13 protein-coding genes are annotated in these 12872 nt (G+C 40.3%); 4 read left to right on the forward strand and 9 right to left on the reverse strand.

Translation table 11 applies throughout. The features are described from left to right. The 7 genes from BCG07_RS13510 to mraZ form a co-directional block, all read right to left on the reverse strand. Positions 1-527: MraY family glycosyltransferase (locus BCG07_RS13510; protein WP_502694075.1), on the reverse strand; the 527-nt coding region annotated here is incomplete at its 3' end. After that, on the reverse strand, positions 527-1909 hold the full coding sequence (locus tag BCG07_RS13515) for a UDP-N-acetylmuramoyl-tripeptide--D-alanyl-D-alanine ligase (RefSeq protein WP_243532685.1): 1383 nt from the start codon (positions 1907-1909) through the stop codon (positions 527-529). The genes BCG07_RS13510 and BCG07_RS13515, both read right to left, overlap by 1 nt. Beyond that, a complete protein-coding gene (gene murE, locus BCG07_RS13520; RefSeq protein WP_286890543.1) occupies positions 1906-3384 on the reverse strand; it encodes a UDP-N-acetylmuramoyl-L-alanyl-D-glutamate--2,6-diaminopimelate ligase in 1479 nt (492 codons plus the stop codon). Before murE ends, BCG07_RS13515 begins: the two co-directional genes overlap by 4 nt. Then, positions 3377-5194, reverse strand: a complete 1818-nt coding sequence (locus BCG07_RS13525; protein ID WP_008126791.1) for a peptidoglycan glycosyltransferase FtsI — start codon at positions 5192-5194, stop codon at positions 3377-3379. Before BCG07_RS13525 ends, murE begins: the two co-directional genes overlap by 8 nt. Then, entirely contained in the window at positions 5191-5520 is a 330-nt protein-coding gene (ftsL, locus tag BCG07_RS13530) for a cell division protein FtsL (RefSeq protein WP_006792138.1), read from the reverse strand. The genes BCG07_RS13525 and ftsL overlap by 4 nt, the downstream gene beginning before the upstream one ends. Then, positions 5517-6455 carry a 16S rRNA (cytosine(1402)-N(4))-methyltransferase RsmH gene (gene rsmH, locus BCG07_RS13535; protein WP_010555681.1) on the reverse strand — a complete coding sequence of 313 codons (939 nt, stop codon included), beginning with the start codon at positions 6453-6455 and terminating at the stop codon, positions 5517-5519. The genes ftsL and rsmH overlap by 4 nt, the downstream gene beginning before the upstream one ends. 28 nt (positions 6456-6483) lie before the next feature. Continuing rightward, on the reverse strand, positions 6484-6942 hold the full coding sequence (mraZ, locus tag BCG07_RS13540) for a division/cell wall cluster transcriptional repressor MraZ (RefSeq protein ID WP_010555680.1): 459 nt from the start codon (positions 6940-6942) through the stop codon (positions 6484-6486). Between the two features lie 497 nt (positions 6943-7439). On the opposite strand from mraZ, the gene BCG07_RS13545 reads away from it, so the two are divergent. From BCG07_RS13545 to BCG07_RS13555, 3 genes are read left to right on the forward strand one after another with little or no spacing between them, the layout of a single operon-like run. Beyond that, complete coding sequence (locus tag BCG07_RS13545) at positions 7440-7778, forward strand: hypothetical protein (protein ID WP_010555679.1); 339 nt, start codon at positions 7440-7442, stop codon at positions 7776-7778. Positions 7779-7784: 6 nt separating this feature from the next. Then, positions 7785-8240, forward strand: coding sequence for a threonine/serine exporter family protein (locus tag BCG07_RS13550; protein WP_006792134.1), 456 nt, complete (start codon positions 7785-7787; stop codon positions 8238-8240). 1 nt (position 8241) lies between these two features. Then, positions 8242-8484 carry a hypothetical protein gene (locus BCG07_RS13555; RefSeq protein WP_010555678.1) on the forward strand — a complete coding sequence of 81 codons (243 nt, stop codon included), beginning with the start codon at positions 8242-8244 and terminating at the stop codon, positions 8482-8484. Positions 8485-8492: 8 nt separating this feature from the next. Here BCG07_RS13555 and BCG07_RS13560 read toward each other — a convergent pair whose 3' ends face one another. Together BCG07_RS13560 and BCG07_RS13565 are read right to left on the reverse strand one after the other, a co-directional pair. Further along, entirely contained in the window at positions 8493-9464 is a 972-nt protein-coding gene (locus BCG07_RS13560; RefSeq protein ID WP_286890544.1) for a glutathione S-transferase family protein, read from the reverse strand. A gap of 17 nt (positions 9465-9481) precedes the next feature. Continuing rightward, entirely contained in the window at positions 9482-10327 is an 846-nt protein-coding gene (locus BCG07_RS13565; protein WP_286890545.1) for a pirin family protein, read from the reverse strand. 275 nt (positions 10328-10602) lie between these two features. Between BCG07_RS13565 and BCG07_RS13570 the strand changes: the two genes are divergently transcribed. After that, a partial coding sequence (locus BCG07_RS13570) for a diguanylate cyclase domain-containing protein (protein ID WP_286890547.1) occupies positions 10603-12872 on the forward strand: 2270 nt, incomplete at its 3' end.

The raw sequence follows: 12872 nt of genomic DNA on the forward strand, positions 1-12872 counted from the left end.
TAAAACAAGCCTAACTGCGGTAAAACATCTTTAAAAAACGGCACAACTAAAGACGTTTCTGCAGCTTGCGTACTTGTAAAGTACAATGCAGTTGCAACCACAAGTGCAATTACTGACTGCCAAAAGTACTTCCATTTCGCTATAAGCCCTTTTGGATCTTTACGGATAACTTTTCGGTAATCATCGATAAAGCCGACAATTCCCAGTGAGCCAATTACAAATAACGTTGCCCACACATACTTATTAGAGAGATCGGCCCACAATAAGGTACTTGTAAAAATTGCCGCTAAAATAAGCAGGCCACCCATAGTTGGCGTACCCGATTTTGATAAGTGTGATTGTGGACCATCATCGCGTACTGTTTGCCCAATTTGCATTTTTTGCAAACCACGAATTAGCTTTGGTCCTAAATACAGAGACATAATGAGCGCAGTTAAAATCCCCAAAATAGCGCGCAGCGTTAAATACGAAAAAACATTAAAACCACTAAAATACTGTGTTAAATACTCAGCCAGCCAAACTAACATTATGATACTCCATTGATGGCTTGTTGCTGGCCATTAACTAAATCGGTTACTAATAATTCCATGCGAGAACTGCGTGATCCTTTCACGACGATGGTCGTTTTTTTATTTACTTGATTAATTGTGGCTTGAATTTGTTGCTGCATCTGATCGCGGTTTGAGAAGTGACGATTCGCAAGTGCAAATACATCGCTTGCACACTTACTCAACACACCTAGCGTAAATAGCTCATTAATGCCTTTTTCAAGCGCATATTCGCCAACTTCTTGATGGTATTTACGTGCGTCTTCACCAAGCTCACCCATATCACCCAGCGCTAAAATACGATGCCCTTGCATATCACTCAGTAAGTCAATGGCAGCCTTAACCGATTTAACATTGGCATTGTAAGTATCATCAACCACGGTGAGCATGTCAGACACTTCTATTAAGTTTACGCGCCCTTTTACATCGTCCATCGTCGCCAATGCATGAGCAATCTCATCTAAAGTGACATCAAGCTCGCTTGTCAGTGCAGCTGCAATAAGCGCATTGCTGATATTATGTTTGCCTGGTAATGCGAGAGTAACAGGTACCTTTTTTTGTTTTGTACATAACGTAAAGCTTGCACGTGCATTAGCATCTAAGCTTATATCTTCAGCCCAAATATCGAGTTTTTCAGAGGTTGAAAAGCGCTTTATGTTGCGCCCTTCAAGTTTATCTAGCCAATATTGACTAAACTCACTGTCGCAATTAATTATGGCTACGCCATTTTCTTTAAGGCCATCAAAAATTTCGCCTTTTGCTTTGGCCACGCCCATCAAGCTACCAAAACCTTCTAAGTGGGCTGGTGCTACATTACACACTACCGCTACATCAGGTTTAGCCATTGCCGTTGTGTATGCAATTTCACCTAAATGATTTGCACCCAGCTCTATTACTGCAAAACGGTGTTGTGGCTCTAAACGCAACAACGTTAGCGGTACGCCAATATCGTTATTAAAATTACCTTTGGTTGCCAGCACATCGCCATGCACAGATAAAATAGCCGCGCACATTTCTTTTACTGTGGTTTTACCCACACTGCCCGTAATAGCGATTGTTTTAGGTGCTACTTGCGCCATAACCGCTGTACCAATAGCGCCTAATGCTATACGCGTGTCATTCACTATAAACTGGGCAATATCAACATCGACTTTATGATCGACAATAACGCCTATCGCGCCTTTTTGTTTTGCCTCAGCTATAAATTTATGGCCATCAAAATTTGGCCCTTTGAGTGCTAAAAACACTTCACCTTCGCATACTGTGCGAGTATCTGTATTTATGTTGAGCACTTGCTGATTATCACCCTGATAATCGGTTGTTAACACATTGGCTAACCAATCAAAATCCATCGGGATCATGCTTGAGTCCCTCTATCTGTTTTTATTAATTGTTCTTGTACAAACTGGCGATCGCAAAAGTCAATGCGTTCATCGCCTATAATTTGATAGTCTTCGTGGCCTTTTCCCGCAATTAACACCACTTCATTAGAAGCTGCATTATTAATTGCATAACTAATTGCTGACGCTCTATCAGCTTCTAAATGAGCGCTTTGAGGTGCAGCTAAACCTGAAGCTACCTCTGCAATAATCACATTTGGATCTTCTGAGCGTGGGTTATCGCTGGTAATAATCACTTTGTTAGCATTTTTTTCAGCAGCTTGGGCCATTAATACGCGCTTCCCCTTGTCCCTGTCACCACCACAGCCAAATACACAGCTCACGCCACCTGGCACATGTTTTTGCAAGGCTTGTAGTGCTAAAGCTAATGCTTCTGGCGTATGCGCATAATCAACTACGCAAGTTGGTTTACCCGCAACACTAAATGCTTGCATTCGTCCTGCTACTGGCTGAAGTTGTTGGCAACCTGCAATAAGTTGCTCAAGGGGATAACCTAAACCCAATAGTGTGGCCAAAGCAGCCGTTAAGTTATAAAGATTAAATTCACCAAACAGCGGCGATTTTACCTTAATATCACCCCAACTTGTAGATAATTGCGCCGAAATACCTTCATCCGAATAATCAACATCTGAAAAGTACACATACTGTGCATTTTTAGGCGCTAAATTTTTTCGTCCGTAGCAAATTAAATTATTAAAATCGTATTTTTCGAGCCACTGCCCTGCTTGGTTGTCATCTTGGTTTAGTACAACAAGCTGTGGGGCAAAATCACGAAATAGCATGAGTTTTGCATCACCATAACTCGCCATATCACCGTGGTAATCTAAGTGATCGCGAGAAAGGTTAGTAAATACAGCAGCTTTAAACTGGCACTGTGCAACACGGTGCTGCACAAGTCCGTGCGACGACACTTCCATTGCCACCAGCTTTTTATCTGCTTGATGTAAGTCGCTCAATATATGTTGTAAATCGACTGCTGAAGGCGTGGTGTTTATGAGCGGCGTTAAATTATCTGGATGGCCAAAACCAAGCGTACCAATAATTGCTGACTGCGTATTACAATACTGCGCTAAATGAGCAATCATAGCCGTGGTAGTCGATTTACCGTTTGTACCGGTTACACCAATTAAATCAAGGTTATGGCTCGGTTTATCGTAAAAACGACTAGCCAGTTCAGCCAACTTTTTATCAAGCTCAGACACTAAATAAAGTGACTCAAATGCAACATCAAACTCGCACAGTCTGTCGGCAATAACTGCGACAGCACCCTTTTCAATTGCTTTAGCTATAAACTGCCCGCCATCTAGCTCATGGCCTTTTATTGCTACAAATACATCGCCTGGGTTGACGTCTCGGCTATCTAATCGCAAATGACTTACAAGCTGCGATGGTGCATCTATTTCTATGTATTTTAAAATGCTTTTTAAATCACGCATCGTTCTTTTTACCTTTTACGTACGCAACTTCTTCCTTGTCGGGTGCGACGTTTAATATTCTTAATGCGTTAGAAACGATTTCTGCAAATGCAGGGCCTGCAGTGGCACCTCCATAGTACACATCACCGCCAGGTTCATTGATCATTACTACCACAGCTAAACGTGGATTACTTGCTGGTGCAACACCTGCAAAATAACCAACATATTCATCACCGTAACCACCTACTGCGGCTTTTTTAGAGGTACCCGTTTTACCCGCTGCACGGTAACCATCAACTTTAACGTTATGTGCTGTGCCACCACTTTCAAATACGCTTTCCATCATGTTTACTACCGCTTCAACATCTTGCTGTTGAAAAACGCGATCCCCTTCAGGGATAGAATCTTGCTTTAGTACAGTGAGCGGTCTGTTAACACCTCCCGCGCCTAACATGGCATAGAAGCGAGCCATTTGCGCAGTACTAACAGCAATATTGTAACCAAATGACAATGCAGCAATTTCGTGATCAGACCAACGACGATTAGGGTAAAATAAACCACTGCTTTCACCTACCATACCCGTGCCAGAGTCAGATCCGAACCCGACCTTTTGGAATAAACCCACCAGGTAGTCTTTTGGAACCAACTGAGTAACCTTAGTCACCCCCATATTTGACGAATATTTTAGTATTTCTCGTAGTGACATTTCACCATGGTTACGCGTATCTTGGACTAAACTTCCCCCTAAACGCATCCAACCTGGGTAGGTGTCAATTTGTTCATCGGCTTGAATTGCGCCGTAGTCTAGCCCAGCTAAAATGGCCAGTGGCTTAACGGTTGAACCCGGTTCGAACAAATCAGTAATAGCGCGATTTCTGCGTTTATGGGGAGCCGCATCGGTTAGATTATTTGGATTAAAAGACGGGCTATTAACCATTGCTAATACTTCACCGGTTTTAACATCAACCACCATGGCTGAACCCGATGTAGCCTTATAAGATAAAACCGCTGACTTCACAGCCTTATAGGCAATTGCCTGAATACGTTGATCAATACTTAGTTGAATACTTTCGGGCTCTACACGTTCTCGTTCATCTAGCACTTGCACTTCACGGCCTTGGGCGTCTTTTCTTATAGTTCGACGACCTTCTTCACCGGTTAAAGCGTTTTCGTAGAGCTTTTCAATGCCTTCAATGCCTTTACCATCGATGTTGGTAAAACCAATAATATGCGCGGTCACTTCGCCAGCCGGATAGTAACGCTTAGACTCATCCAATAAATGAATACCAGGAAGACGCAAGCCACCAATATAATCGGCTACTGCAGGGGTTACTTGGCGTTTTAAATAAACAAAACGACGACTCGGATCATTTAAAAGTCGGGAATTAATTTTTGCCTGATCAATACGTAATACATCAGCTAATTCGCGCCAACGTAAATCGTTTTTGTAATACTGTGTGGTGCGTTTGTTTAGCTCTACTGCATTATCTAACAACGCTTGTTTGTCTTCACCATTTTTTCGCGCTTGCCTAACAACTTTAGATACCAGTGATTTATGTAAAGCCTTAGGGTCAGCATACACACTCACAACGGGTACACTGACCGCGAGCTCTTTGCCATTGCGGTCAAAGATCATTCCACGTTGCACATGAAGTTTTTCAACGCGTACTGTACGTTTGTCACTTTCCGAACGTGCTTTATCAGGTTCAATTACTTGTAAATAAGCGGCACGAGACACTAGCGTCACAAACACCAAAAACACAACCGAACACACCAGCATAAAGCGCCATGTGATTAAGTTGTTAACTGGTTTTTTGCCTCGATTTCTCATTTTACTATAATTACCTGTTCATCCTGACTCGTCGGTCTTTTCATTTTTAATTGCGAGGTTGCCACTTCTTCAATACGCGCATGCTGAGAGTAAAACTCCTCCTCAACTAGTAAGTATCGCCACTCTAAATCAAGCTCATCTCGTTCTTGCAGTAATTTATCTTGTTCAATTAATTGCCCGCGCGCTAAATGCGTAACTTGCACTACGCTAAAGCCAGAAACAAATATCGTAACCAATAAGGCCAAGGTGAGCTTATTAGCACCAAGGCCTTTAATTATTTCGAAAAATAAATTGGGAGGTTGTCGATGATTTGCTTTTGTATTCATCCCAACCTCTGAGCAATCCTAAGTACAGAGCTTCGTGAACGCGGATTGCGCGCTACTTCTTCAGTGCTTGGTTTAATAGCTTTACCCACTGCTTTTAACGTCAGATTTTGATTTATTTGTGCATCGGTTAAAGGCAGACCTCTGGGTAATGCTTCTCCCTTACTCTGTTTTCTAATAAATTGTTTTACTATGCGATCTTCAAGTGAATGAAACGAAATGACCACTAAGCGACCGCCCGGCTTTAATACTTTTACGGCCGATTGCAGCGCCGTTTGTATCTCTTCAAGTTCGCTGTTTATATAAATACGAATAGCCTGAAAAGTGCGCGTTGCGGGGTGTTTAAACTTATCTTTCACTGGTACGGCTTCATCAACTAAATCAGCAAGCTGCTTAGTTGTTGTAATGGGTGTGTGCTCGCGAGTTTCTAAAATTTTATGTGCAATACGCTTGCCGAACTTTTCTTCACCCAACTTTTTAATGACGTGGGTGATATCATCTAACTCAGCTTCTGCCAACCACTGAGCAGCACTTCGGCCGCTTGTTGGATCCATGCGCATATCAAGCGGGCCATCTTTCATAAAACTAAAACCGCGCTCAGCATCATCAAGTTGTGGAGATGACACACCAATATCTAATAAAATGCCATCCACTTTACCAATGAGATCGTTTTGCTCAGCTACATCGTATAATTTTGAAAATCGAGTGTGTGCTATAGCAAAGCGGGAGTCATCGGCAAATTTTTCAGCCGACTTTATAGCCTGTGGATCTTGGTCTATTGCCTGTAAGCGTCCTGCGTCGCCTAAACGAGCAAGTATTTGACCTGAATGACCGCCTCGTCCAAATGTGCCATCCATATATATGCCGTCTGGCTTAATTGCTAGGGCATCAATGGTTTCGTCCATCAAAACAGATACGTGTTCAAATTGCGCTGTCATTAGCTATTGTTTGCCTTTTTTTGTGCCGTTAAAGTGTAAAGTTATCTAAATCTGAATTAGGCTCAAAATCACCTAGCCTCTCAAGCTCAGTGTCTTGGCGCATTTGTTCGTTCCAACGCGCTTCATCCCAGATTTCAAATTTATTCATTAACCCAACTAGCATTATTTTTTTACCAAGGTCTGCATGCGCACGTAACGACGGCGCTAACAAAATCCGACCATTTTTATCAAGTTGATACTCTGTCGCATTGCCTAACAACATGCGTTGCATTCTACGGGCACGTGGATTCATATTGGAAATTTTAGCTAAGCGACTTTCTATTTCTTGCCATTCAGCCAATGGATACAACCACAAGCAGGGCTCATTTAACGCGATGGTACAAATCACTGTTCCCTGATCTTCAGATAGCAGCGATTCTCGGTACTTGGTCGGCACCGCAAAACGTCCTTTATCATCCAAACTCAGTGAACTCGCGCCACGGAACATAATTAGCCTGCTTTAAATTATTTTAATCAGCTATTAATCTATGCTGATCCAGTTTGATCCACTAAAAACCACTTTTTACCACAGTGCTCCAGTTTAGGGCTTGACAAGCCTTTTTGTCAAGTAAGCTGACCTCCTTTAACGAGTCTCTAAGCTAGAAAAAATAAGGGTTCAGGCGAAGCAGTTGAATTACGTGGGAAAAAGTGGAGATACAAACAAAAAAATATTTTCATCCATTTTAATAACTTTTTGTTTACATGGTTTGATTACTGAATAAACAGTGAATAATTACAATTTTTTAGCGGGTTTTACTCACTTTGTAATATTTACTTAGATCGGTGGTAAGAGTTACTGCTTCGTTTTTATTATATGTTAAAAACGACTCAACAAAAAACATTATAACCAATAAAATCAATTGGTTACATAAATATCACAGTCTGGTTTAATTGTTGCTTCAGTAAATGCACTACTTAAATACTTTTACTCATTAAGGATTGATTATGGCTACTGCTACGACGACTAAACAAAATACGACTACAGATATTAAGTCTGACACTAAAGCACAAACGACTGATGCCCCACTGACAGAAAAAGCAACATCAGCTGCTCACGATGCTGTTGATGCACTGTCTACAAAAGCAGCAACAGCTGAAAGTAGCGTGAGAAAAGGTGCATCTAGTTCTGCTGAGGCACTGAGCGAAAAGCAATTAATTGCTCGCGAAAAGCTGAGTGAGTGCACAGCTAAAACACGTGCCTTCGCATCTGAGAATCCTCTAGCTACAGCAGGAATTGCATTTGCAGCGGGTATGTTAATTACGTCATTATTCCGTCGTAAGTAAAACCTGATGGAAAATTTCCACTCGAGCACAACCAAGGATGGTACAGCGCAAAACCAAACGACTGATCAACAGTACCAAAAGGATGATTGGCAAGATCATATTGCAAAACTCTTAACGTATTCAAAGCAGCTCAAGGATGATTATCACACTCAAGGAAAGATCACCCACCAGCTTGCAAAGGCTGAATGGCGCTTATCGTTAAGATCGCTTGCATTGATCTCTATATTTTTAGGCTGTTTTGCCAGTGGTTTGGTTTTGTTGTGGGCGGGCGTATTAGGTGCGGCAGGTTATGCGATATACGACCTATTTGGTTCTGTGTGGGTAAGTATTGCAACCGTTACACTATTACAGGTCGCATGCTTATTTTGGCTATGGAAAAGCGTTGCGTATTTAAGCAACAAAATAGGCTTTAGCAAAACCCTTAAAAGCATTAAACAATTATTAAACTTACAAGGACATTAATATGTTAGTTGATATATTGATTAAAAACCCTGATGCAAACGTAAAAGCACTGACTAAACAAATGGATTTACAAAGCGAGCTTAAGCGACAACACCAAGCCGCGTTTGTATATCGATTAAAGCGTTTTGCAGCCAGTAAAGTAGGCTTAAGCAGCGCATTTATAGCTGGCGTTGCCGTTCAGTCTGGTAAAAGTGAAACCAGCCTTATAAGAAAATACGGCTGGCTAATTAGGTTAATTGGTTAGCTGGTTAACTATGCCCTGCCATGTGCTTGCAAATAATTTATTTCTGGCCCTTTTGGTACAATCTGGGTGGGATTAATCATAGTGTGGCTAAAATAGTAATGCCGCTTGATATGATAGAAATCAACCGTATTTGCAACTCCCTCAACTTGGAACAAATCCCTTAAGTATCCACTCAACGAAGGGTAACTCTCAATTGTGCGCAAATTGCATTTAAAATGCCCTACATACACACAATCAAACCTAATTAACGTTGTAAATAAGCGCCAATCTGCTTCCGTAATTTTGTCACCCGCAAGGTAGCGTTTTTTACTCAGTATTTTTTCAACTTTGTCGAGTGCATTAAACACATCGTCGAATGCTTGTTCGTACGCGTGTTTTGCTGTTGCAAATCCAGCTCGGTAAACACCGTTATTAATATTTGGATAAACTAACGCATTAAGTTCATCGATTTCACTACGAAGTGATTCAGGGTAGTAATCGTCTTTATTACCTGTTATTTCATTAAACGCACTATTAAACATGCGTATTATATCGGCAGATTCATTACTAACTATCTTGTTTTGTTTTTTGTCCCACAAGACAGGAACAGTTACTCGTCCTGAGTAATTAGAATTATTTTTAGTATAAACTTGGTGTAAGTAATCACTAGCAAATAAGGCATCACCCGTGCTGTGGTTATTTTGATCAAACTCCCAGCCATTAACCAACATGTCGGGGCCTACAACCGATACAGAAATAAGTTCATCAAGCTTTTTTAACGTACGAAAAATAAGTGTGCGGTGCGCCCAAGGGCACGCTAACGAAACATATAAATGATAACGCCCAGCCTCAGCTTTAAACCCCCCTTCGCCAGTTTCACCTGCGCTACCGTCTGACGTGATCCAATTTCGTAATTGCGCTGCCTCACGCTCAAACTTTCCGTCGCTTGAATCTGTGTCATACCATTTATCTTGCCATTGACCATTAACAAGTAATCCCATTATTTGCTCCTCAAAAATTAAATAAGTGTGCCAAATTGACCATTTTGGTAATCACGAACGGCCTGCTGTATTTCGGCTTGTGTTGTCATAACAAATGGCCCCATGTGTGCAATGGGTTGCTTGAGCGGATCACCCGCTAAAATTAATACACCTGCACCATGTTGCGTTGATATATCAATATCGCTACCTTGCTCTAAAATTAGTAACTTACCCGCCTTGAATGTTTGATTATCTGGCGTGATAAGGGATCCCGAATGTATGTAAAGCATCACATTTTGTTGTTTTAAAGGAGCAAGCTCTAGCTGCTTACCAGCAGGTAAATTTACATCGGCTAAAGCCGCATTTGCAGAGAGCTTTTGAATACTTGATGTTAATTCAACTGCCTCAAATTGCCATGAACCAGCAAGGGCAGTTAATGTGACACCATTTTCATTTTTAAAAGTTGGAGCTGGGCTTTGCGTTGTATCTTGATAAATGGGATCGCGCATTTTTTCTTTGCTTGGCATATTGATCCAAATTTGAAAACCATGGAGTCCGTCTTTGGCATCAGGCAGAGGCATTTCGCTGTGGATCACTCCATTGCCTGTACTCATCCATTGCACATCGCCTGCTCTGATCGCTTTTTTATTACCCATTTGATCTTTGTGCTCAAATCCTCCTTTAATAATATAAGTAAACGTTTCCATACCTCGGTGCGGATGCGCAGGAAAACCGCCCATATAATCAGCCTCGTTATCTGACTTGAGCTCATCGATCATTAAAAACGGGTCAAGGTATTTACCATCGAATCCAGGGATACGGCTTATATTGACACCATCACCATCTTGAGTTGCATAGGACGTTAATATTTTTGCTATATTCATTTTTTAAATCACTATCTGAAATGTTATCTATACTTATTAAAGCACTGATAAAACCAAACAACCATGTCTTTATATCGCGCTAACCATTCGTTTTTTTAGAATGATTTGATAGTAAAATATTTTTTCATAACAACTTATAAAATATGGTTTTTTTATATTTTATTGACTACAATCACCATTAAATTTACTCAAAAAAGGGACAAAGTATTTTAACTTCATCGCTCAAAAGTCAATTTTATAGGTTACTAATCATTATTAGTATCCCGGGCATTCTTGTGACATTTTTAGCCCTTTGGGCAGAACGTGAGGCTGCGATTGAAAAAAGCGAAGAAAAAGTCGTTAATATTGCTAAGCATTTAACCCACCAACAAACAGCAATGATTGGAGAGACTGAGCAACTCACTCGGTTTTTAGCAAACACAATTGCTGCAGAACCTAAACTTCCGGACACGTGCCCTAGCTATTTTTACCAAATACAAGAGCTCTACACAAACGTTGCCAATATTGGTGTAGTTGATGACAAAGGAAACTTAATTTGTGTAACCAATGGCATAGTAAAAAATGTGTCTATTAGTGATAGGCAATACTTTAAAAATGCCATAGCAAATAAAAGCTTTTCAATTGGGTATTTTCAATACGACAGAAGCATTCAAGCACCCAGTGTTAACTTTGCTCACCCTATTATTGATAAGCAAGAGCAATTAAAGGGCGTTGTTGTTTCAGTGATTGCACTTGACTGGTGGAGTGCAGCTTTAGACAAAGCCGAATTCCCAATGGGTTCGAACGCTGTTATTGCTGATTCTAATGGCCTTGTACTGGCAAGTTACCCAAACTCATTGCTACCTTTAGGGGAAAAAATTAACAACAAACACTTTTTACATAGCGATAGCTCATTAGCTATGTTTAAAGACGATAACAACGTCAATCAAATCTTTCACCGAGCAACTATTTATAATGACATTAATAACAATAATTTAGAAATTTACATCACATCGCCCACTGATAAATATATTAATCGAGCAAATAAACACTTTTTAGAAACTATTATTTTATTTTTTAGCGCTATTTTAATTATTGCTTTTATTGGCCACCATTTAATTAAAAAAAGTATTTTTTACCCTATTGAAAAACTCTCCCAAGCAACCGACCTATTAGCACAAGGCAATATGCCCGCTCATAAAATAAAACCTAATAGTCCTGAATTATCAGCTTTGTATACGCGCTTTGAAGCCATGGCTGAAACACGTTTGCAAACAGAAGCCGATTTAAAAAACAAACACGACGAGTTGACAGGGTTACTAAATGCCCTCCCCGATATGTACCTTAGATTCAACAATACGGGTACTATACTTAACGTTAGCGGCACCATTATCCCGCTATTCGCCGCAAGCAGTAAACTGCCTGAAAACTTATTAGACATATTACCAGAAGGTATCACTGAACAAATTTTGAGTGAAGCATCCAACCGCGAAGACGTCATCACTTTTGATTTTAAAATCAGTACAGGTGTGGTGGATCACTATTTTGAGGCGAACATAAATCATCTTGAAAAAAGTGATGAGCTAATACTTGTGCTTCGTGATATTAGCCAACGCAAAGTAAATGAAGACTCGCTTCACTTAGCGTCTCTTGTTTATGGTAACAGTAGCGAAAGTATGGCAATTACAGATGCCAACGGTATTATTTTTGATGTAAATCCTGCCTTTTGTGAAACAACACAATATTCTAAAGACGAAGTAATTGGCCACTCTACCCGCATACTTTCTTCAGGTGAGCACTCAAAAGAGTTTTATGAAAAAATTTGGGCATCAATAAATGCCACTGGTCGCTGGCAAGGCGAAATTATAAACCGTAAAAAAAATGGGGTACTATTTACTGAGTGGCTAAATATAGACACTGTTTACGATGAAAATAACAAACCTGCACGCCGAATAGCTATCTTTACTGATTTAACTGAAAAAATACAAGCAAATAAAACCATTTGGCGACAAGCTCACTTCGATCATTTGACCGATTTACCAAATCGATTAGAGCTTAAAATACGGCTAAATAAACAGTTTTCTAATTCAAATAATGAAAGCTTTGTAGTGATGCTTTTAGATATTGATCATTTTAAAGATATTAATGATACTTTAGGCCACCACTATGGAGACAACCTATTAAAAGTGGTGTCGCAGCGTATTGTAAATTCAGCTAAAAATGCCGAATTTGTTGCGCGTATTGGTGGTGATGAATTTGTTATTGTTTTTAATCATATTAAAAGTACTCGCCATATAAACCAGATTGCTAGCAATATTTTACAAAGCTTATCGTCTGCGATACATGTTGAAAATGAAGAAGTATTTATAAGTGCCAGCATGGGTATAGCCTGTGCGCCCGAAGATGGTGAAAATACCGAGCAGCTATTAAAAGCAGCCGATCAGGCAATGTATAAGGCTAAAAATAATGGCCGTAATGGCTTTGAATTTTTCTCTCGTGATATGAGAGAGCAAGCACAAGCTCGTATGTTATTACTCAAAGACTTACGCTGTGCAATAGAATATAA

Origin of the sequence: Pseudoalteromonas sp. ESRF-bin5 (genome assembly GCF_002632075.1) — a bacterium.
Taxonomy (GTDB): Bacteria; Pseudomonadota; Gammaproteobacteria; order Enterobacterales; family Alteromonadaceae; genus Pseudoalteromonas; species Pseudoalteromonas marina.

Bases quoted from the DNA above. Each gene is read 5' to 3' on its own strand.
- BCG07_RS13550 (WP_006792134.1), top strand. From the start codon at position 7,785: ATGGAAAATTTCCACTCGAGCACAACCAAGGATGGTACAGCGCAAAAC.
- rsmH (WP_010555681.1), bottom strand. From the start codon at position 6,455: ATGACAGCGCAATTTGAACACGTATCTGTTTTGATGGACGAAACCATT.
- BCG07_RS13545 (WP_010555679.1), top strand. From the start codon at position 7,440: ATGGCTACTGCTACGACGACTAAACAAAATACGACTACAGATATTAAG.
- murE (WP_286890543.1), bottom strand. From the start codon at position 3,384: ATGCGTGATTTAAAAAGCATTTTAAAATACATAGAAATAGATGCACCA.
- BCG07_RS13560 (WP_286890544.1), bottom strand. From the start codon at position 9,464: ATGGGATTACTTGTTAATGGTCAATGGCAAGATAAATGGTATGACACA.
- BCG07_RS13515 (WP_243532685.1), bottom strand. From the start codon at position 1,909: ATGATCCCGATGGATTTTGATTGGTTAGCCAATGTGTTAACAACCGAT.
- mraZ (WP_010555680.1), bottom strand. From the start codon at position 6,942: ATGTTCCGTGGCGCGAGTTCACTGAGTTTGGATGATAAAGGACGTTTT.
- ftsL (WP_006792138.1), bottom strand. From the start codon at position 5,520: ATGAATACAAAAGCAAATCATCGACAACCTCCCAATTTATTTTTCGAA.
- BCG07_RS13525 (WP_008126791.1), bottom strand. From the start codon at position 5,194: ATGAGAAATCGAGGCAAAAAACCAGTTAACAACTTAATCACATGGCGC.
- BCG07_RS13565 (WP_286890545.1), bottom strand. From the start codon at position 10,327: ATGAATATAGCAAAAATATTAACGTCCTATGCAACTCAAGATGGTGAT.
- BCG07_RS13555 (WP_010555678.1), top strand. From the start codon at position 8,242: ATGTTAGTTGATATATTGATTAAAAACCCTGATGCAAACGTAAAAGCA.